Genomic DNA, 22,092 nt, shown 5'->3' on the forward strand with positions numbered 1-22,092 from the left:
AGTGAATGATTTGAGAGTTAACGCATGAGTAGCTCTTTAGTTAAGCAACTAGAGAACCGCCAATAGGGTTATTAAGTATATTTAGCGAACCAACAATGGCAACAATCTGTTTAGGAGTATATAGTTCGTCATAAGCTCGTCCTTTAAATGGATTGAGCGTAGAATTTAGATTGGCATCATTAACAAGGCGATCGCTGTCAGGTTCTGTGGTTGGTTTGCCGAGTAAAGCGCGCACACCAGCCGCATGTCGGGCTTCTACAGAGACGATTGAACCAGCAGCGAGAAGAAATACGGGGTTGGTTAGGCTTGGGCCTGCACCGTTATAAGCATGAACACCAACATCTTCTAATGTAACGGCAGTATTTAAAATACTATCGCGGCTAGCCAGAACGTTATTGAGGGTGGATTGGTTAAAACTTAAATCTTGAGTAGCAAATAGAACTTGGTCAGCTAAAACGCTACGTAAAAATGTGACATGGGCAGCTTCTTGACCACCCAAATATCGCATATATTCCATTTCTTTGCTGTTGGTAATTTTGCCAGAGCTGACGACAGCTGCATAAAAAGCAGCTTCTAGTTCTTCCAATAGTAAGGCAAAGTTGAGAATGCCGATGTCATTAGCATTAAATGTGAGAGTCTGACCACGACTGTTTGTTTGGGCATTAATTGCTCTAGGCATAACTGCAATCGTTAGAGCACCAAGCCCATAAATCCCCCATTTGATGAGGGAACGCCGTGATGTAGAAGGTAGTTTCCTACTGTTCATATATTAAGATCTCCTAAATAATGACACATACAATTTACGTACTCAAACGTATCGTTACAGATAGATGTTTGACATAATGTATATCTAGATGTTTAAGAATGATCGAACTGCTTGATTTGTATGAGAATGTCGTAAATCTTTATCAATAATTGATATTGCGATCAAGATATATGAGATTGTGCCCACCGACCTTGGCAGACACAATCTTAAACTGCAAAATGCTATGGCAAAGAACTATTAGTCAATAACTTTCTTGACTTCGTCTTTGACATCTTCAGCAGCATGACGAACTTTTGCTTCAGCTTGCTTTGCCTTGCCTTCTACCTGATTTTTAGTGTCTCCAGTCAGATCTCCGACTGCTTCCTGCACTTTGCCTTCAACATTTTTAGCAGTTGCTTTAGCTCTATTTTCTAAACTCATTATGAACTCCATAAATTGGTTTTAGAACGCCAGAGTCAAATTGATAACTCTGGCGTTCTAAAACCACTGTGACAGGCGAGCGTTTGAATTTCTGAGTGAATTGAGTGAATATGATACAAATTGTAATCAATAACTCACCTTCCGAAGATAGAATTCCTACAATAGCTGAAGTTTGGGGCTGGCAAGGGGGCACAGCCCAGACAAAACGAGAGAATTTTTCAGATAGGGCAATCTCTCCGTGGTTGCCCTACCATGCAAGCTACGAGAGCTTCATCATCTTCGCTCTGCATCACATCAGTCACTAATAATAAAGAGTGATATGCATAGCACATCACTCTTTATTATTTCTTAGGAAATTGTTCATTAAATCTCTTCTCATAACTGATGTCTTGAGTATTTAACAACCGATCCCAGAAGGTAAAGTAAAGACCATAATGGAAAGTGTACTTGAGATGATGAATCGAATGATGAGCTGGTCCAATAAACCACTTACCCAGCCAATGATGAGGAAATGATAAAGGAAATCGATCAACCCCTAGATGATTTAGCACTGCCCAGATCGTCATTGTCGTCAGTATGGCAATTAGAGTGATGAAATGTAATGGAATGATCAAGACAATACCGACTAAAAAAAGAGAACTAATGATCGCTTCTAAGGGATCAAATGCAAAGGATGTCCAAGGAGTGGGATAACGAGATCGGTGATGTCCTTGATGTAACCAATGAAAAAGAGATGGGTGATGAAACAAGCGATGAGTGAAATAAAAATAGGCATCTTGCAGAATCAACACAATTCCATAACTTATACCTAGATACCAAAGTCCATACTGCTGAGGATCGCTGTAAATGCGGGTGAGATTCCAACCATATCCCGATACAATCAATGCTGATGCGATCGCAAACACAGCTGCGGAAAGTATAGAAAGCTCAATATCCCGTTTAATCGATTGCCAAGAAGGATTTGGCTGTAGCTTTTGTTCCTCTGAAGACTGACGCATTGGCAAATAAAAGCATAAATACGTCCCTCCAGCCACCAGAAAATATCTGCCGAGAATAATTCCAAAAAAAGCAATACCATAAAACCAAAATGAGTGATCTAGCAATTTAGCCTCCCTATCTTTATATCTTGCATTCACACTCCTCAACAGAAGTTTTCTGTTAAAAAAATCCTAATAACTTTATTGATGCTACATGGAATCATTATCGCTCAACTCTTCGTCCTGCAAGTGTATATTCAAACCCAAGTTATTTCTCTACTGGAGAGAGATAAGGCTGTTAGAAGCTTCCACGCAACATCAATAAAGGTATTGATTTCTTCTAAATCGCGAAACGTTTTGCCTATACTCTATTATAAAAAATAAATCTGACTAAGGAAATCAGCAGATAGCTCAAAATCGCATAGGCGATAATTGCAATTATGATATTCAAATCAAATATGTTCCCACCACTATTAGAAGTAGGGCTAATAAATAAAGTAGAAAATGGCGCAATAAATGGTGCGGATAAGTTATTAATGAATCTAGCAAATTCATTTTGAGTATTTGCCCCAGACAAACGTAATACAAACCTTAACATCAGTAATATTTCTATTATTCCGACAAGCCAATAAATAGTATTAACTATCCAATAATAAATACCACTGCGCTGCGCCTTACCTAAACGATCTTCCTCTTGTCGAAGACGAAAAGTTTCTTCGTCTTGTCTTAAATCTTGCCGTCTTTCAAGATTATTTTCATCCCGCTGGTTATCGTTCATTTTTTTACCATTAAATTTTTTATTAGTACTAAAGCTAATAGCTTTTATCCTAACTCTTAAAATCTTGACCATAATTTGGAGAATCAAAAATTAAATCCAGTAAGGGATTTTAATTCTCGAAAAACAGAAAACCATCTAAGAGTTTGGTATTTGTCCTACGGTGACAGACAGATGTGTGATGCTACGTGTGAATTGATTGAGTTCGACACAAATCTTTATCTAATCCAACTTCATCAATATCTTGCTAATTTTTTCTTTAGAGCAATTTAGTCACCATGCCCCATAAAAGAAATTGGCAACTGAAATCGGTATTGAAATTAGAGTAGCCCATTATCCTCCCTATACATCGAAATTCAACTTCATTGAGCATCGTTTATTTCCTCATGTGACCAGAGCTTGTCAGGGAGCTGTTTTCACCAGTATTGAGTTAGTAAAATCCCTCATTGAACAAACTTCTACCAAAACTGGCTTGAGTGTAGTTTTCAATCTTATGGATAAGGTCTATGCCAAAGGTAGAGTAGTCGCTGATGGTTTCAAGGAAAATCTACCCATCATTTTTGATGAAGTTCTTCCTAAATGGAATTATAGAGCCATTCCTCAAAATAACTGACATGCATAAGTTCTTTATTTTTCATTCCTTAGGACATAAAACCCTAAAGATGAATGGCGGCGCGAAGCGCCGCCATTCATCTTTAGGGTTTTGATTTGTCTTCGCTATCTCTACTGTAACTCGCTTGCTCGAAACTCGCTATAGACAGGGTGGAAGATTATAATAAAATTTGATGAATCATTTCACCAATCTCCGAACAATAAGGCTCTTCCATTAACTCAAGATGATCGCACTTAATCTTGGAAACATATACTTTGCCCCGCAATAAATTACCAAAACCATTACGAGGAAATAACCAAAAAAGATTAAATCTCTTCAGCTCTTTTTGTCCAAAAACAATTTGTTCAGAGCCATCAATTAATAAAACTTTCCCATTATATGGTTTACGAGAATATTCACTGGAAGGTTTTTTAAGAAAATCAACGGCTATATTAACCTCCGTTTTATAATTAGTTCCTTGAGAATCATTAAGATTACTTGCCTCATTATTAACAGCATTAGGAATGGACATCTTGTCTTTAACAATCTTAATGACTCTGGCAATTCTGTTGGCAAAGTATTGCATCTTCTCCTTAAGAGATAGCTTTGTTAAATTGAATAAATGCAATCTAAGAGCCCCGAGGTAAATTTCTGCCTCCATAATAAACACATAAATCCTAGATCCTCCTGAAACATCAATTAATGTAAGAAGCTCCACTTCTTTCCCAAGTTTTTTTAACTGCTGAGCCATTTCCATTGCAACTAAACCGTTATAACACCATCCGCCTAATGAATAAGGACCAGAAGGTTGCGCACTAATTAATTCATCAACTAATAAAGAAGCAATCACTGAAATGTAATCCTTGTGACAGTTCATGGATGGTGATAAGCTTGCACCAGGCATAACGTAAACAGGCTGTTTTAATTTAAGCCTCTGTCCTGTTTTGACCTCTCCAATCCATACAAAAGGGTTAGATGAAACTTGAGACTCTGGCAAGACATTAATGATCAAACCTCGTTTACCAGCACGCAAACCAACTTTACCCATACTTTGGGCTAATAAGGCTCGATAGTCTTCTATACTGAGACCTAGAGTAAGATCCTCAGTAGGTAAGTTTTCAGATGAGGTTTCACGAATCTTTTGGGCAATTTCGTCAATACTGTTGATCTGAAAAAATGACGACAAAGGAAGATGCCAATTAAACGTTTTCTCAATTTCCGCAACAAGGCGTATAGATAGAAGAGAATTACCTCCTAATTCAAAGAAGTTGTCATGAATACCGATAGATTGTCGCCCCAAAAGCTTCATCCAAATATCTGCTAGTTGGTGCTCCAGTTCATCACGAGGAGCAATCACTGCTTCGTCTAGCTGTTTTGCTGCATCTAGATCGAGCAAGGCTTTACGATCTACCTTCCCATTGGGAGTTAGTGGCCATTCATCTAAAACGATAAAACTAGAAGGCAGCATATGGACTGGAAGTTTTTGACGTAAAAACTTCTCTAGTGCATCAATATCAAGCGTCTGATCCTGTTCTACACTTAGGTAGGAAACAAGAACCCTTTCTCCATTAGGTGCATCATGACATAGGACAATAGCTTGATTAACAGCAGGATAATTTTCTAATTGGGTTTCAATTTCAATTGGCTCAACCCGAAAGCCCCGAATTTTGATTTGGAAGTCTGATCGACCAATAAATTCTATATTGCCATCGGGTAAATAACGAGCGACATCACCTGTCTTGTAGAGACGATCTTCTGAATTCCTTGAAAAAGGATTAGGGCCAAATCGTTTTGCAGTAATATCTGGACGATTTAAATAACCACGACTGAGACCCACTCCACCAATATATAATTCACCAACAGCCCCAATAGGAGATGGCTGTAAGTTGCGATCTAGAACGTAAGTCTGAAGATTGGCGATCGCACGACCAATAGGAACTTCAGCGTCAGGATGGAGAGCTTCAGCAGACTGGAGAGGATCGTAGATCGTAGCTGTCACAGTCGCCTCAGTGGGGCCATAGGCATTGAGCCATCTTGGGAAAGTACCCACTAGCGATCGCCATTTTTGGTATGTTGATCTGGAAACCTTCTCTCCGCCCACAATCACGAGACGAACACTTCCAGAAAGTGGCTGTTTTAAAATGGATAAGCCATAAACCAGTTCGCTCCAAAAAGCAGTTGGCAAATTGATTACTGTGATCGCTTGTTGCTGTAGAACATCAAGAAAAGAAGTGACCGAGGTGTAGACCTCAGTCGGAGCCAAGACCAATGTACCGCCGCTCAGCAAAGTGGGAAATATTTCTTCAATAGCGACATCAAAGCTGATATTAGAGAAATGCAAAACTCGATCTTGACTGTTTAGTTCATATTCCTTGCTAACTGCCACGCTATGGTTGACCATACTGCGATGGGAAATAGTAACACCTTTAGGTTGTCCTGTCGAACCTGATGTGTAAATGACATACGCCAAATTATCAGAGGACACCGAGCTTGATGGATTATCAATACTATGCTGGGAAATCGCCTCCACTTCTAGGTCTAGAGACAACACTTTAGCTCCACAATCCGAAAGAGAAGAATTCATATCAGATAGGGACAAAATTAGGGCAACTTGAGCATTGCTTAATTTATCTTTGCGACGGTCATGCGGATAGCTAGGATCGAGAGGTATATAGGTCCCCCCCGCTTTTAGGATGCCAAGTATGCCAACCAACATATGTACTGATCTTTCTACACAGATGGCTACTAGGGTTTCCGTCCCAACTCCCAGAGCTTGTAGATAGTGAGACAGTTGATTGGCTCGGCTATTTAGTTCTTGGTAAGTTAATTTCTCATCTTTGCTGACAACTGCGATCGCATCTGGCGTTAGCCCTACCTGAGATTCAAACAATTGATGAATACAAACTTCTGGGATTGGGGTTTGATTTTTATTCCACTCATACAAAATCCTTTCTCGCTCTGGAATGGTTAAAAGTGGAAGCTCAGAAATTCTCTGGTCGGGATTAGCAACTATCCCTTCAAGAAGATTCTCAAGATGTACTAACATTCGCGCAATTGTACTAGATTCAAATAAATCAGCATTGTAATCAAACACCATGCCTAGTCCTTCGTCCTGCTCGCGCATGACTAAAATCAAGTCGTACTTTGTCTTGCCGTGATAGATGTAACCAAATAGAGACGTAATAGTCAAATCGGGCAGCTTGACTGATGCCATACCTCGTCCATTTGACCAAGGTGGATTGAGCGCAAATTTCACTTGAAATAAAGGCGATCGGCTATTGCTAAGTTCTGGAGGTAATTCTTCTACTAGTTTCTCAAAAGGCAAGTCCTGATACGTATTAGCTTCTAGAGAGGCTTCACGAACTCGATCAAAGAGTTCTCTAAAGGTGGGATTGCCATCAAAATTAATGCGTTGCATTAAAGTGTTAGAGAAAAAACCGACTACGCCCTCAGTTTCCACCTCTCCTCGACCTGCACTAGCAAAGCTGATCAGGATATCGTTTTTTTGTGAATACCGATGTAGCAGAGTTTCAAAAGCAGCAATTAGAGTCATGAATAGGGTTCCACCCAGCTTCTGACTCAAGTTGCTAAGGCTTTCATTTAAAGATTTTGGCAACATTCTCGCTCTGCGATCGCCTCGATAGGTCTGAACTATCGGGGGACGAGGATGATCGGTTGGTAATGGAATGACCGATAAAGATCCTTCTAATTTCTGCTTCCAATAATTAATCTGTGCTTCTAAAACTTCGCCTTGAAGCCACTGGCGTTGCCAATGAGCAAAATCAACATATTGAATTGACAGCTCTTTTAAAGGAGAAGGCTTGCCATCAATAAAAGCAGTATAAATTGTAGTGAGATCCTGATAGAACACATCGGAAGAAGCGCCATCACAAATAATACAGTGCATATTCCAAACCAGAAGATATTCATCATCACTCAACTGGATGAGCAGCACCCTCAATATCGGCCCTTTCGCTAGATTAAATGGACGGCGAGCTTCTTCAGTTGCTAGTCTTAGTGCTTCTGCATCACGCTGTTCAGGTTGAAGATTTCGCAAATCGATTACTGGCAAGGTGAGATCGACATCAGGTTCAATTACTTGCGTAGGCTGATCGTCAACTGATGGAAATCGAGTTCTCAGTACCTCATGGCGACGAGCCACTGCTTGCAGACTTTTCTCCAGTATTGGAATATTGAGAATTCCATTAAACCTAACCACAACAGGGACGTTGTTAGAAGAGCTGTCAGGTTCAAACTGGTGTAAATACCAAAGACGCTGCTGCCCAAAAGATAAAGGCAAAGATCCGCTGCGATCAATCTTGACAATTGGGGGGAGTTGGGAACTGTTAGTTCCCGTGGCTTGACGCAAAAACTTAACGATTTCGGCTTTGCGGTTTTTAATCTCAGTTAACAGCTCAGGCGTAATTGCGTCTTTAGCCGCACGATAGCGTAAGCGATCGCCATCTAACCAAAGATGAACATCTTTTTGACTCAATTCAAACAGTAATGCATCAAGTGCCTTCATAGCTCTCCCTCTTCATACAGATCCGATAGATTGTCTTGGGCAGCTTGTGCGCTTTGTTTCGCCCAATTTAATGTCACAATTCTCTCTCCTAAATCTCCTATAGTAGGGGCTTCAAAGAAAGTACGCAGCGATAGCTCAACAGTAAAAGCTTTCCGCAGTCGTGCAATTATTTGAGTTGCCAATAAGGAATGTCCTCCTAACTCAAAGAAATTATCGTGGATACCTACTCGGTCTAAATTAAGTACCTGAGCCCAAACATCCGCGATCTGCTGCTCGGTAGTGTTTCGCGGAGCAACATAACTCTCTTGAAGACTAAGTGTTCCATCAGGAGCTGGTAGTTCTTTGCGAGCAATCTTGCCATTAGGGGATAAGGGCAATGATTCTAAACTAACAAAAGCGTTGGGAATCATATAGTCAGGCAACTTTTGCTTAAAGAAGCTACGCAACTCAGTACCTGTAGGTTCTTGTCCTGGTATTGGCACAAAATAAGCCACTATACGCTTATCGGCAGGTTTGTCTTCGCGAACGATGACAACTGACTTTTGGATAGACGGATATTGGCTGAGAACTGCCTCAACTTCGCCTAACTCGATCCGAAATCCTCGAATTTTTACCTGATTATCAATGCGACCAAGGAACTCAATATTACCATCTGGGAAATAGCGAGCTAAGTCGCCAGTTTTATAGAGTTTTGCACCTGGTTGACTACTATATGGATTAGGAACAAATCTCTCAGTTGTCAATTCAGGTCGATTAAAGTAACCCGATGCTAATCCATCTCCGCCAATGTATATTTCGCCGATCGCACCAATTGGCATCGGTTGCAACTGGGGATTCAATATATAAACCTCTGTATTGGCGATGGGGCGACCTATCGGTACGGAACTACCTAAATTCTTGGCATCTTCAATGGGGTAACAGCAAGTAAAGGTTGTACTTTCGGTTGGGCCATATCCATTAATCAACCGACAGTTGGGCAACGCTTCACGAAACCTTTGGACATGGTTTATTGAAAGGACATCGCCTCCTGCTAACAATTGTTGTAATGGACGTAACGATTCAAGTTGTTCATCCACCATTAGATGAAACAGTCCTGCGGTGAGCCAGATAATGGAGACGTTATAACGGTCAATGATCTGTCCTAATTCGTCAAGGGAAGGTTTGTCGGATGGGAACAGGACTAGCCTCGCTCCATTCAGCAATGCTCCCCAGACCTCAAATGTTGAAGCGTCAAAGGCAAGTGGCGCAAGTTGGAGAAAAACCTGACTGGCGCTAAAATCAGCATAGTTAGAGCTTTTTACAAGTCGCACGACTCCTCGATGGACGACACTTACACCCTTGGGAATCCCTGTGGAGCCAGAGGTATAGATCACATAGGCTAGATTGTCTGGGGTAACATTACAGACTGGATTTGCTTGGCTTTCTAAGGCAATCGCTTCCCAATCAGTGTCCAAGCAAACAACGCGAGCATTGCTAGGTGGCAGTTGTTCGACTAATCTTTGTTGTGTAAGAAGCACAGATACCTGAGTGTCTGTCACCATAAACGCTAAACGTTCTGAAGGATAAGATGGATCGAGTGGAACATATGCACCTCCAGCCTTCAAAATACCGAGAATACCAACAACGGTCTCTAGCGATCGCTCAATGTAAATGCCAACTAAACTATCAGCAACAATTCCTAAGCCTCTCAAGTAGTGCGCGAGCTGGTTAGCCCGACTATTTAACTCCTGATAGCTAATTTGCTCATTCTCAAAAATTAGCGCGATCGCATCTGGAGTAGCAACTACCTGTGCTTCAAACACCTCTTGGATTGAAGAATTACGAGGATAATCTACTTGTGTTTGGTTCCATGCCACCAGTAACTGCTGCTCGACTTCTGGTAAAAGCGGTAATTGATCGATAGTGGTATCAGGAGACTCGACAATACCTAGCAGCAAAGTCTCAAACTCTGCCAAGCGACGGCGAATCGTCGCTGCATCAAATAAGTTCGTGTTGTATTGGCACTCTAGAGTAACTTTGCCACGCAACTCTGTGGCATTAATAAACATTTCAAAATTTTCATAGCTGCGGGGATTTGTCGAAAATTCTACTTTTAGATCTTCAAACAATAGGCGATCGTTATCTAGCCCTTGATCGAGGTTGAATGTAATCGGTACAAGTGGAATGCGACTGGTATCGCGAGGGATTGCTAATTTTTCTATTAAACTACCAAAGGTAAATAATTGATGATCGTAGGCATCCAAAATAATTGGTCGTCGCAGTTGCAAATAATCGCTGAATGCTTGATTTCCGTCAACCCAACTGCGTAAAGGGAGCAAATTTACACAATGACTGACTAACTGATAGTTGCCCGTAGCCGCTTGACCAGCAGCAGGGGTTCCAACAATAATCTCGTTACTTCCAGTTAAACGATGTAGGAATACTTCAAAACTTGTAAGTAGCGTAGTTGTAAAACTGCATCCTAGCTTAGTTCCCAATTGCTTTAAGTTACTAACTAGGACAGGGCTTAGATCCCAATCTTCGCGAGCAGCCTCAAAAGTTCGTACTGATGGACGAGGGCGATCAGTGGGGAAGTCTAAAACGGGAATGGAATCGGAAAACTGATTTAACCAATATGCTTCAGTAGCGATCTCTTCTTCATCACCTTTAGCCTCTTGCTGCGCGATCGCATATTCACTAAAATATTCTGGCTCCTCTAAATCAGGAGTTTCTCCATTTTTTAAGGCGGTATATAATTTACCGAGATCCGTCATTAGCACTGCCCAAGACCAGCCATCACAGATAATATGATGGGCTGTTAAAAGCAAAAGATTTTCCTGATCTTGAGTTTTAATAAGCTGTACCCGAATCAATGGTCCATGCTCAAGGTCGAACGGATTCTCTACAGCCTCTTTTAGCAAATTCGCTAATTTAGTCTCTCGTTCCTGAAAATCCAATCCTGAAAGATCGATTTCTGGAATTTCAAGATTGAGTGAAGCCACAATACAAAGGTTAATCCCATCTGGACTAAAGGTGGTCCTCAAAGCTTCATGACGAAGAACAAGCTCTTGCAAAGCTAACCGCAAAGCGTCAACATTAAGTATTCCTCTCAACCACAATTTTTGGGATTCATTGTAGGCACAGTTAGCATCGCTACCCATTTGTACAGAAGCCCAAATTTCTTTTTGAGATTCAGTTGCAGGCGCTGTTAAAAGCAGTTCTCCATCGGCAAAAGGATTAAAGTCAACAGCAGTGAATTCGGATTGTGTGCCTGACAGATAACTCATGATTTAATATGTCCTATCAATAATTTAATGTAGCTAGAATTAGAGTTTAAGGCTATATTTTCTTACTGTAAATCTTCTATTAATGTTCGACTAAGTTGTTCTGAAAACAAGTTTATTGTCTCTGTTTATTAGAGGTAATTACTTTATTGATAAAGATACGATTCACAGTTTTTCATATTTAATATTGTAGAGTGTAAATGGAAATTTGTATAACTAAAGTTATAAAATCTTTATCATAAAATTTGATTTCATAGTTGGAATTGATAGCATAAAGGAATCTCAAATAATTTGTGAGATTGAAATTAAATAAGTAATACTATATAAATGTCATACTTGTTAGAGGTTGATTTAGTCGATTTTGGTTTCTCTCACTATGTGTGAGGATTGAGAAATATTTTCACCTAGACTATTGAATGCCGAAACTGCATAGATATCGTTTTCTCCAGTCGATTTATCTCGAAACTCAAGTACAACATGTGGATAGATTGGAGCATCACCGCCATCGCGTTCTTGTCCTTGTAGGGTAGCAATCAGAGAGTTGTTACGATAAATTCGGAATTTTGGCAATCCATTTTCAAGATCTGGAGTGAAATTCCATGTTAAGACAACCTCATTAGCACCGATTCTGATAGGACGCACATCAGTTGGTGCATCAGGTTTCCGAGTTGGAGAAACTCTGTCTGGATAACAGCTTTCAGGTAAATGCGTTGCGCCTAAGAGAGTGAGAAGCCTTTTATTTGAACAAAAACTATACCTAGCTTTATCCCATAAATTTTGAGTAGTAACATATGCTTGCCATTTATATGCAGTTTCTCTATCAGGTAGCCACGCTGCTTGTAGAGTATCTCCTTTGTACTCTTTTATTGGGGCTATTTCATGGGTGACGGGATTAGCCAACCAGCCTGAAGCTTTATCAAGTTGACGGAGCTTTGTGCTATCCGTTGCCAGCCGAGCGGTCAAGATCGAGTCCAAGTAAGGAATAGCGAGTAGTCTTGTATCAGTAGATCCATGCCCCATATCTGCTTCTACTGCGATCGCCCAAAGCGCACCAGCTTTTCTAAACCGAGAGAAAACTTTTTGGGGTATGTCAAAACCTTCATCAAAATAGACTGTCCCAACAGCTTCGGCTCCTCCCAATGCATACAGAACTGGCATTCCAAGAACGGCTGGATTTATATCTGATGTCAGGAGTTTAATGGGCTCTGAGGGAGAGATAACAACGCCGCCGCCTCGCTGCGCAATTAATGCAATCGTGCGATCGGGATACTTTTGCGACATTTGTACTGCCCAATCCGCTCCGCCAGAGTATCCCCATAACACCCACGGAAGATTATCTAATTCTGGATGATGGCTCTTTTGCCCAAATTCATAAAGAGCTTTTAGCAAAGCATTTTCAGAACCACGGTCGATAACAGCCCAGCTATTGCATGGATCATCAGGATACCTTCCAACTGTCTGATAGTCGGTTGGATATTTAGAGCCAAGAATAGCTAATTGATGCTTAATTGCTAGAGCTTGCCATTGCAAATCGTTAGCATATGCAAGCCCCATATCTGTAGCTTCATCGCCACCACATCCATGCTGCTTCACAATCACGCCACGAAGCGTTGCCACTCCATTGGGAATCCATATTCGATAATTTGCTGAGATATACTTGGCTGAACCAGTCGGCGGGACAGACATTTCGTAATAGTCACCAAGTTCAAGACTGCTTTTTTGTCCAGTAGAAATCGCTGACTTTTGTGGTAGTGGCTGAGGAATAGACAACAACCACTTTGACCATCCTAAATGCAGCAAAAGCAAGATTAAAACGGTCAATAAGAAGATAAATATAAATCTCCACTTGATATTAACTCTAAATGGTAGTCTCATAATTATCATAAAACCTATAGAATCCTAAATAGTTTGAGAGAGTACGCCGCTCTGAAGCGCTCTCTCTTAAACTATTATTTTCTTGCCTTCACAATAAATGCCATATATGGCCATTTGAGCTTTCCTCTGAACAACTTATCCAAAGCCTTGCTTATCTTTACTCGCAGTTGATCAGGAATTCTCGATTCCAAAAAATATGGAAATATATTCAATCCAAAACGTATAGTGTTGATATTGTTTAATTGTTTTGATTTCAATAAAGCACAGATAGATTTCTCATCAAATGGTCTGCTCAAATCATCATAGCTCTCAGATTGAACGTCGCGACCTTTAATTTTCCGTAAAATTTCTCCTCTTAATCTTCTATGCCATGTAAAAAAACTGTTTTTGTTCATCAATGACATGATGATTTGACCTTCTGGCTTCAGGACTCTAAGCATTTCTGCAAGAGCATTTTCAAGTTCGTCACGTTCAATATATTCTAACGCTCCCATGCAAAGCACTACATCAAATGATGAGTCTGAGAATTCAAGCTTTTGAAGCTTACCAACAGAAAAATGGGTAGATCTTGCATGACCAAAATTATTGATACACTCTTCAATCATCTTTTCGGAAATGTCAATCCCAAAAAATTCAAATCCTTTCTCTATAGCATACTCCGCCATCATTCCTGGTCCACAACCAACATCTAAAATTGTGGCATGATCATATTTATCTAATGATTCAAGAATGATTTCTAACCGTCGATTAAAAAAGTAGGAAAAAAAAGAACCATCTTTATAAGCATTAGCATAACCTCCTGCCACAGAATCGAAGTGCTTGGAAACCTGTTGATCGGTAGTTGAAATATCCATTAATAAGTTGTATTTAATATTGCAATAGAAGAAATATTGGATGTCAGGCAAAAGAACTTCAGAAATCTATGATTGAGATTTTCAAGTTAGACAGACTGAAAACCTCAATGTAGATTTCCTTTAGGAACAAGAACCTCTGAAGTAATAAATGGAGTATTTAAGCAACATTTCCAAGTTGTAAATATTTACCAGGATTGTCTAGATCGGGAATATACCACGCAGGATTGCCTTCTGGATCGCGGCCTAATCGAGCACCAGGTTGTGGAGGACGATTGCGATCAAATCCTCCAGCAGCGCTTCCGTTAGAGCTATTTGTAGGTTGGGGTAAAAATCCAATCATTTGCATTTCAGCAACACTGTCTTTAAAAGCTCTGATTACAAATTCGATATCGGCATCAGAGTGAGACAGGGTAAAGAAGCAAGGACGATGATCCCAAACATGGACACCTTTTTCGCGCAGCAAATAAAATATCAAGCTGGCATAAGGACTCTCATGAGGGTAGTTAATATAGAAATAGGAACTGAAGTGGGCAATCTCAATTGGTGCTTCGATTTGCTTGAAGTACTGGTTCAAATGAGTTGCGAATTTGCTAACTTTATCTGCAAGCGATCGCTGCAATTCTGGCCCACCAGCCTTGAGCTTATTGAGAACAGCTTCGGCTGCGGCTAACGCCATGGGATGACGCACAAAGGTTCCTGCAAAGAAGGTAACTCCGACTTCGGGGATAGAGCTGTCACCATATTGCCAAAATCCGCCGTCGAGAGCATCCATATATTCAGCTTTACCTGCCACAATCCCAATTGGCAAGCCGCCGCCAACAACTTTACCGTAAGTTGCCATGTCAGCTTGAATATTAAAATAAGCTTGAGCGCCACCAGGGTGAACACGGAAACCTGTCACAACTTCATCAAAGATATATGCGGTTCCAGACTGTTCAGTTAAACTACGCAAATCCTGTAGAAACTCTTTGGGCTGTAAGTTTGGATCTCGGCTACGAACTGGCTCTACTAAAATCGCAGCCAAATCATCTGCGCGATCGCGCAGAATCTGCAAGGATTCAGGCGTATTGTAATCGAGTACTAGTAGATTCTCAAACATTGAAGGCAGAATACCAGGAGCTGCTGGCAAAGTTTTCAGCTTTGGTCCTTGACGGTAAAGCACCTCGTCAAACGTACCGTGGTAATCTCCCGCAAAGGTAGCCACTAGATCCCTTCCTGTGACTGTGCGAGCTAGACGTAATGTTGCCATTACCGCTTCAGAACCTGTGTTACAAAATGCTACTCTTTCCATTCCCGTAAACTCGGCAATAAGCTTGGCAACTTTACCTGCTAGAGGAGTTTGTGGCCCAATCTCAATGCCTTTATCTAGCTGTGCTTTTACAGCTTCTGTAACAAAATCTGGTGACCAACCAAAAAAGTTGAGCCCAAAGCCATTGGTTATATCAACATATTCATTGCCATCGACATCCCATAGTTTGGAGCCAGAAGCGCGATCAGTAACGATCGGATAAACCATTTCCTTTAGCAATGGCGTAAAGCCAGAAACTGTGCGCGGATCGGCAAGATACTTGCGATGCTCCTGCGTCTGCCGTTTTGACTCTTGAGTCCGAGCGATATACCTAGCCATGATGCGATCTAGAGATTTTTGCTGTTCCGCTGTTAAGGTCGCACTGACAGACTTCTCGATCTTAGCTCCAGGACCAAAGGATTTCTTGGGTTTGGGTTCTTCGATCTCAGGAGTGGTTGCGGCTGCGATCGGTACAGATATTTCGGTCTGGATAATGGGTTGAGGCTCTGATAATACAGGTGTTGCTGTCGCTAAAGGGAAGACTGGAGCAGATCCTCCAGCCTGACCGAGCAGTTGCAATTGTTGCGCCATAATTTGTAGTTGCTGAGCAACCACAGCTTGCATCGTACCAGCCAATTCGGGGCTGATTGAAGGCAATACAGATCCATTGTTATATACAGTATTTGTTTGTCCGATGGGATTAGACATGGCTGGAGTATAGGTAGAGGGAGGTGTTGGAGTAGCAACTAAGGTCGCAGCAGGCAAAGTGGGAGATACTGTAGTTGGGATAGCCGCTACTGGAGTTGCTAATGGTGCGGGGAATGCATCGGCCGGTAGCGATCGCAGCACAAAGTCAGACAAAGTATCGAGATTTGGATAATCTTCTAACAAATGACGAAAAGTGATTTTGACCTTGAACTTCTTTTTCAGAGCCATAGCAACTTGAGTTAGCGATAACGAATCTAAGCCCATTTCCAAGAATGTGATTGTTCCATCACTACCATCAATTTCTAGTCCTGAGGTGGTTTCTAGAACTTCTTGAAGTTGGGGGATTAGTTGTTGTTTGCGAGCTTCAGTCATGGTATGCGCTTTTACTTCTAGTTTGGGCTGAGAGTTGAGATTAGTTTGAGAGATTGGGAGTGATTGTGTTTCGGTAGTCTGAATTGGGATTGATTCAGTATTTTGTTGTAGAGCAAGTGTTTGTTCAATAGCAGGCTTCGGATCGATCCAGTAGCGCTTTCGTTCAAACGGATAGGTGGGTAATGGGATGCGATGTCGATATTCATCAGCATAAAACTGTTGCCTATCGAGATCAACTCCTGCCAGCCAAAGTTGCCCAACAGCTTGCAATATTGCTGCCCATTCGGCATCGTCATCGGCAGTGCTGCTCAAGGAGGAAATCGCAATTTGACGTTTGATGTCTTTTGCCTGTTGTCGCGCTAATGTTGCGGTTGTGGTACGAGGACCAACTTCGAGCAGAACCCGTTCAGGCCGTTCCCATAGTTTCTTGGCTCCCTCAGCAAAACGAACGGTAGCTCGTAAATGACTAGCCCAATACATCGGGTCAGTTGCTTGAGCATCAGTGATCCATTCGGTCGTTACAGTTGATACAAATGGAATCTGGGGTGGTGATAACTGAATGGTTTTGACTATTTCAGCGAATGGTTCGATAATCGGGTCCATCATTGGCGAATGGAAAGCGTGAGAAGTATGCAGTGTCCGACAAACGATCTCTTCGGATTCTAGTTGTTGCTGCAAATTATCAACCTGCTGAGTTGGGCCAGCTACGACACAGAGCGAGGAACCATTCACTGCTGCGATCGCTAGGTCGGCACTCAGTCGCTTTTGCAAGACATCTGTGGGTAAGCGCACTGAGAGCATGGAGCCACTGGGTAATGCGCCCATCATCCGAGCACGAGTCGCTACTAGTCTCAACCCATCTTCTAACGAAAATACACCCGATAAACATGCTGCAACAAATTCGCCAATACTATGCCCAATCATCGCTGCGGGGCGAACACCCCAACTCTGCCAGAGCAGGGCAAGCGCATATTCAATCGTGAACAAAGCAGGTTGAGTGTATTGGGTCTGGCGGAGCAAAGCCGTAGCAGCCTCGTCACCATCGTTGCTTTGGGGCGGATAAATGACTTGAAGTAGCTCTCGATCCAGTAACGGTTTGAGAATCTCTGCACAGCGATCAACTGCATCTCGAAATACTATTTCATGTTCGTAGAAATACTTGCCCATGTGGAGGTATTGCGAACCCTGACCGGGAAACATGAACACTACATCTGGATTGCGAATTTCACTTAGTCGAGTGGCACTACGTTTTACATCCAGAGATTCTAGCGTTGTGATCGCTTCTATGAGATCGCGACAAACAACAAAACGGCGATGATTGTATGCTTTCCTACCATGGTCAAGGGTATAAGCAACATCTGCCAAGTTCGACTCAACATTTTGAGTGAAGTAGTCCTTGAGGCTCGTCGTGGTCTGCTCTAGAGCCGTACTAGTTTTTGCTGACAATCGCAACAATTGATAGGGGCGAGAAGGGCTTGATTCCTGCACTGATGGGGCTTCTTCTAAGACCACATGAGCATTTGTGCCGCCCACGCCAAAGGAACTAACTCCAGCGCGTCTTGGAGTTTCACGAGCGCTCCAATCTACGAGTTTATTGTTGACATAAAAAGGACTATTCGCAAAGTCAATTTCTGGATTAGGTGCTTCAAAGTTAAGACTAGGTGGAATCTTTTTATAATAAAGCGCTAGTGAGGTTTTGATCAGTCCCGTCACACCAGCAGCAGCAACTAAATGACCGACGTTACTCTTAATGGAGCCGATCGCACAGAACTGAGTCGCATCGGTCTGAGCGCGAAAAGCTTGAGTCAGGGCTTCAATTTCGATCGGGTCGCCTAAGGGAGTCGCGGTTCCGTGGGTTTCGATATAAGTGATGGTTTCGGGATGGATACCAGCTGAAGCTTGTGCCATAGCGATCGCACCAGCCTGCCCATTGACGCTGGGTGCAGTGAAACTGACCTTGTCCGTACCATCATTATTCATGCCTACGCCTTTAATCACGGCATAGATGCGATCGCCATCATCTAATGCTTCCTCTAAACGTTTAAGTACAACAATACCTGCGCCACTATTAAACATTGTTCCTTGCGCATTAGCATCAAAGGGGCGACAACGCCCATCAGGAGAGAGCATACTACCTTCTTGATGGAGATAGCCGCGATTTTGGGGAGTGGTAATAGAAATACCACCAGCTAAGGCAATATCACATTGATTACTCATCAACCCCTGAAACGCTTGAATTACAGCAACCAGAGATGTTGAGCAAGCTGTGTTAATGCTGAGACTTGGTCCCGTTAGACCTAGTTTATAGGAGGTGCGCGTGGTCACAAATTCCTTCTCATTCGCTAGCATCGTCTGAAATTCACCCAGTCGATTGATGATTTCGGAACGACCGCAGATGTGATGCTCAAAGTATGTGTTTTGCCCAGAGCCAGCATATAATCCGATCGCACCATCGTAAGATTCAGGCATATAGCCCGAATTCTCTAAGGCTGTGTATGCTAACTCTAGGAATACCCTTGCTTGCGGATCCATGACTTCAGCTTCTCTGGGACTAATGCCAAAGAACGCTGCATCAAATGTTTCGGCTCCTTCAACGATGCCTCTGACACGGACATAGTTAGGGTCAGAACGTAATTCAATATCAACACTAGGATCGATTTCTGCATCAGTGAAAGTAGTACAGGATTCTATCCCATTACAGAGATTCTGCCAAAGAGCTTCAACACTATCCGCACCAGGAAAGCGCCCAACCATACCAACAATTGCGATGCCATCTGAGTAAAGCTTTGGCGATTTCTGAAGAAGGCGATCGCGTTGGTTAATTTTCGGCAGATGGGGCTCTGACTGTTTGAGATCTTCGCGATCGAGATATTGGGCTAACGTGCGGATGGTTGGATACTGGTAAAGCTTGACAGCACGAAATTCAGAACCTAATTGTTTTTGAACTCTTGTAACCATCTGTAAGCCCAGCAGAGAAGTCCCGCCAATATCAAAAAAGTTATCTTCGATGCCAACCTGCTCCAAGCCCAAAACGCTACACCAGATTTCAGCAAGTATGCGTTCTTTAGGTGTATTGGGAGCAATAAAGTTTGCGCCACCTCCCATAACTACAGGGGCTGGTAAAGCACGGCGATCGGCCTTGCCATTGGGCGTTAAGGGGATTTTATCTAAAACAATAATCGCCGCAGGAATCATGTAATCAGCTAACTGATCTTGCAAATAAGACTTAATTAGATTGACATTAGGCGAATGCTCCGCTCTCGGTGTTATATAAGCAACCAGTTTCTTGCTGCCAGGAATATCTTCACGTACTATCACTACAGCATCACGAACACTTTCATGCTGACTCAAAGCTGCTTCAATCTCACCTAGTTCAATGCGGAAGCCGCGAATTTTTACCTGATTATCTAGTCGCTCTACAAACTCAATCGTGCCATCTGGCAACCAACGCACCCGATCGCCAGTTTTATAAAGTCGTTTTGAAGAATCAGAGCTAAATGGATTGGGAATAAACTTCTCTGCCGTCAAATCGGGGCGATTGATATACTCGCGAGCCAGACCATCTCCGCCAACATGCAGCTCTCCCAATATACCAATGGGAACTGGTTGACCATTAGTATCGAGAATGTAAACCTGAGTATTAGAGATCGGTCTGCCAATAGGAACGGATGTCACTCGATCTGCTAATGGTCGAGGGATACGATAGCAGCATGTAAAGGTTGTATTTTCAGTTGGCCCATATCCATTAATTAACTGTGTCTTAGGGAGATGCTTTTGTGCCAGACGAATAAAACTTGGAGAGAGTGCTTCGCCACCTGTGAGTAATTCTTTCACCCCAGAGAGAGCTTCTGGGGCTTCAGCAATGATCGCATTAAACAGAGCTGCGGTTAGCCACATGGTTGTAACACCATAATTTTGAATAACCTTTCTCAAATCTTGGGGATCGGGAATGCCATCGTTTGGGAACAAAACACAGCATCCACCATGGAGCAACGCACCCCAAATCTCTAAAGTAGCGGCATCAAAAGAAATAGGCGCTAGTTGCAGCAAGGTTTGATTGCCATCTAAATCTGTAAAGTTTGTGCCACAGACTAGTCTAGCAACAGCTCTGTGAGGAATAGCAACTCCTTTCGGGCGACCTGTTGAACCAGAGGTATAGTTGATATACGCTAAGCTATCAGCATTGACCGTTGTTCCAATTGGAATGCCTGCTGTGCTCCCATCACCCCAGTTCGCTTCTAGACAAATAATATGTGATTGAGTAGGCGGTAAACGATCGCGCAGACGTGCCTGCGTAATCAATACGGGAGCTTGAGTATCCTCTAACATAAATGCAAGGCGCTCTTGCGGATATGCTGGATCGAGCGGAACATAGACTCCACCTGCTTTGAGAATCCCTAGGATGGCAACAATTGTCTCGATAGACCTTTCTAAACACATTGCCACAAAAGTCTCAGCGACTACTCCAAACTGTTGCAGATCACAAGCAAGCTTGTTAGCTCGATCATCCAACTCCCTATATGTCAAACTTGTTTCAGATCCTGAGCCTAAGGATGGAAGGATGACTGCAATCTTGTCGGGCGTTTTCGCTACCTGTTCTACAAATATCTCATGAATTGTTCGATCCGAAGGATAGTCTACTTGTGTATTATTCCACTCAACTAGGATCTGATGGCGTTCGGCGGTCGCTAGGATTGGCAAATTTGCAAGGTTCTGATTGGGATTCGTGATTAGTCCTTCTAGTAAAGTTTGTAAATGCCCCAAAAGGCGAACGATCGTAGCTTCTTGAAAACGGTTGCGATCGTATCTAACTTGAAAAGTGAACTCTGGTTCTACCTTAACGACAATAGTTATTGGATAATTAGCTAATGGAGCAGCTCCTTGCTCTAGTTCATCAAGTACCAGCAAAGTCTCAAACATCAACATTACCGAGGGGATATTACTCCATTCTTGGATTTGACTTATTGATACTTGACCGTATGTTTGTAGAACCTTCCACTGCTCTTGAATACGATGCAGCCAAGGTAAAAGCAATGTCTCAGAACTAGTCTTGATGCGTAAAGGAATGAGACAACTATTATTATGATCGATTTTTTCTGTCGCCTTAGTCCCAAACTGAAATCCAAAAACTACGTCTTCATCACCGCTATACCGATTGAGGAGCAGAGTCCAAATTCCTTGCAATACGGCTGAAATTTCTAGATTGTGTTCGCAAATAAAATCATTAAAAGCAGAAGTCAAAGATTCATTAAGGCAAACAAAATGAGTCTGATATTCAACCAATGATGAATTGCTTTTAGACAGTACAGAATCACCACCTAAAAATGTGCTTGCACTGATTCCATTTAAAAACTCTGCCCAGAAAGGCTCTTGACTAGTAAAAGCAGTTTTTGTTATAGATTCTGTATGTTCAACACCAATTCCAGAGCTTGTTTTCATCAGAAGTCTGCATATAGGGTTATTTGAAAATGAGTATGTAAAAATGAGTATGACTAATAATTTCGTAATACTCTCGATTTAAAATTAGAATTTAGCATTTTATACCGCATTTGTAAACCCATAGTTGTTAAGAAACTAAGAAAAAGATGGTATATTTAAGTTATAGGAAAGTTATATAGAAAAGTTATATATTGATATACCTTAGTTATTTTTTTATTGGCTTCAGATTTATTAGAAG

10 protein-coding genes are annotated in these 22,092 nt (G+C 41.9%); 1 reads left to right on the top strand and 9 read right to left on the bottom strand.

All coding sequences use genetic code 11. The features are described 5' to 3' along the window. Positions 1–40: 40 nt before the first annotated feature. The 4 genes from CQ839_RS00885 to CQ839_RS00900 all read right to left on the bottom strand — a co-directional run bounded on the left by CQ839_RS00885 (position 41) and on the right by CQ839_RS00900 (position 3,013). Positions 41–766, bottom strand: a complete 726-nt coding sequence (locus CQ839_RS00885; RefSeq protein WP_103666395.1) for a ferritin-like domain-containing protein — start codon at positions 764–766, stop codon at positions 41–43. A 237-nt stretch (positions 767–1,003) separates the two neighbouring features. After that, a complete protein-coding gene (locus CQ839_RS00890; protein WP_103666396.1) occupies positions 1,004–1,186 on the bottom strand; it encodes a CsbD family protein in 183 nt (60 codons plus the stop codon). 341 nt (positions 1,187–1,527) lie between these two features. Then, a complete protein-coding gene (locus CQ839_RS00895; protein ID WP_103666684.1) occupies positions 1,528–2,289 on the bottom strand; it encodes a sterol desaturase family protein in 762 nt (253 codons plus the stop codon). A 235-nt stretch (positions 2,290–2,524) separates the two neighbouring features. Further along, positions 2,525–3,013 (bottom strand): YggT family protein, encoded by a 489-nt coding sequence (locus tag CQ839_RS00900; RefSeq protein WP_258040586.1) that lies wholly within the window; start codon positions 3,011–3,013, stop codon positions 2,525–2,527. A gap of 220 nt (positions 3,014–3,233) precedes the next feature. Between CQ839_RS00900 and CQ839_RS00905 the strand changes: the two genes are divergently transcribed. Beyond that, the gene (locus CQ839_RS00905) at positions 3,234–3,551 is read left to right on the top strand and encodes a hypothetical protein (protein WP_219817702.1); all 318 of its coding nucleotides are present in this window, start codon (positions 3,234–3,236) and stop codon (positions 3,549–3,551) included. Between the two features lie 157 nt (positions 3,552–3,708). Here the strand turns inward: CQ839_RS00905 and CQ839_RS00910 are convergent, their stop codons facing one another. The 5 genes from CQ839_RS00910 to CQ839_RS00930 all read right to left on the bottom strand — a co-directional run bounded on the left by CQ839_RS00910 (position 3,709) and on the right by CQ839_RS00930 (position 21,854). Next, complete coding sequence (locus CQ839_RS00910; RefSeq protein ID WP_103666397.1) at positions 3,709–8,055, bottom strand: non-ribosomal peptide synthetase; 4,347 nt, start codon at positions 8,053–8,055, stop codon at positions 3,709–3,711. Then, on the bottom strand, positions 8,052–11,321 hold the full coding sequence (locus tag CQ839_RS00915) for a non-ribosomal peptide synthetase (protein ID WP_103666398.1): 3,270 nt from the start codon (positions 11,319–11,321) through the stop codon (positions 8,052–8,054). The genes CQ839_RS00910 and CQ839_RS00915 overlap by 4 nt, the downstream gene beginning before the upstream one ends. A 348-nt stretch (positions 11,322–11,669) precedes the next feature. Continuing rightward, complete coding sequence (locus CQ839_RS00920) at positions 11,670–13,193, bottom strand: hypothetical protein (RefSeq protein ID WP_103666399.1); 1,524 nt, start codon at positions 13,191–13,193, stop codon at positions 11,670–11,672. A 74-nt stretch (positions 13,194–13,267) separates the two neighbouring features. After that, positions 13,268–14,047, bottom strand: coding sequence for a class I SAM-dependent methyltransferase (locus tag CQ839_RS00925; RefSeq protein ID WP_103666400.1), 780 nt, complete (start codon positions 14,045–14,047; stop codon positions 13,268–13,270). Positions 14,048–14,204: 157 nt separating this feature from the next. Further along, positions 14,205–21,854, bottom strand: coding sequence for a non-ribosomal peptide synthetase/type I polyketide synthase (locus CQ839_RS00930; protein ID WP_181016043.1), 7,650 nt, complete (start codon positions 21,852–21,854; stop codon positions 14,205–14,207). Positions 21,855–22,092 lie beyond the last annotated feature (238 nt).

Origin of the sequence: Pseudanabaena sp. BC1403, assembly GCF_002914585.1 — a bacterium.
In the GTDB taxonomy this organism is placed as follows: domain Bacteria; phylum Cyanobacteriota; class Cyanobacteriia; order Pseudanabaenales; family Pseudanabaenaceae; genus Pseudanabaena.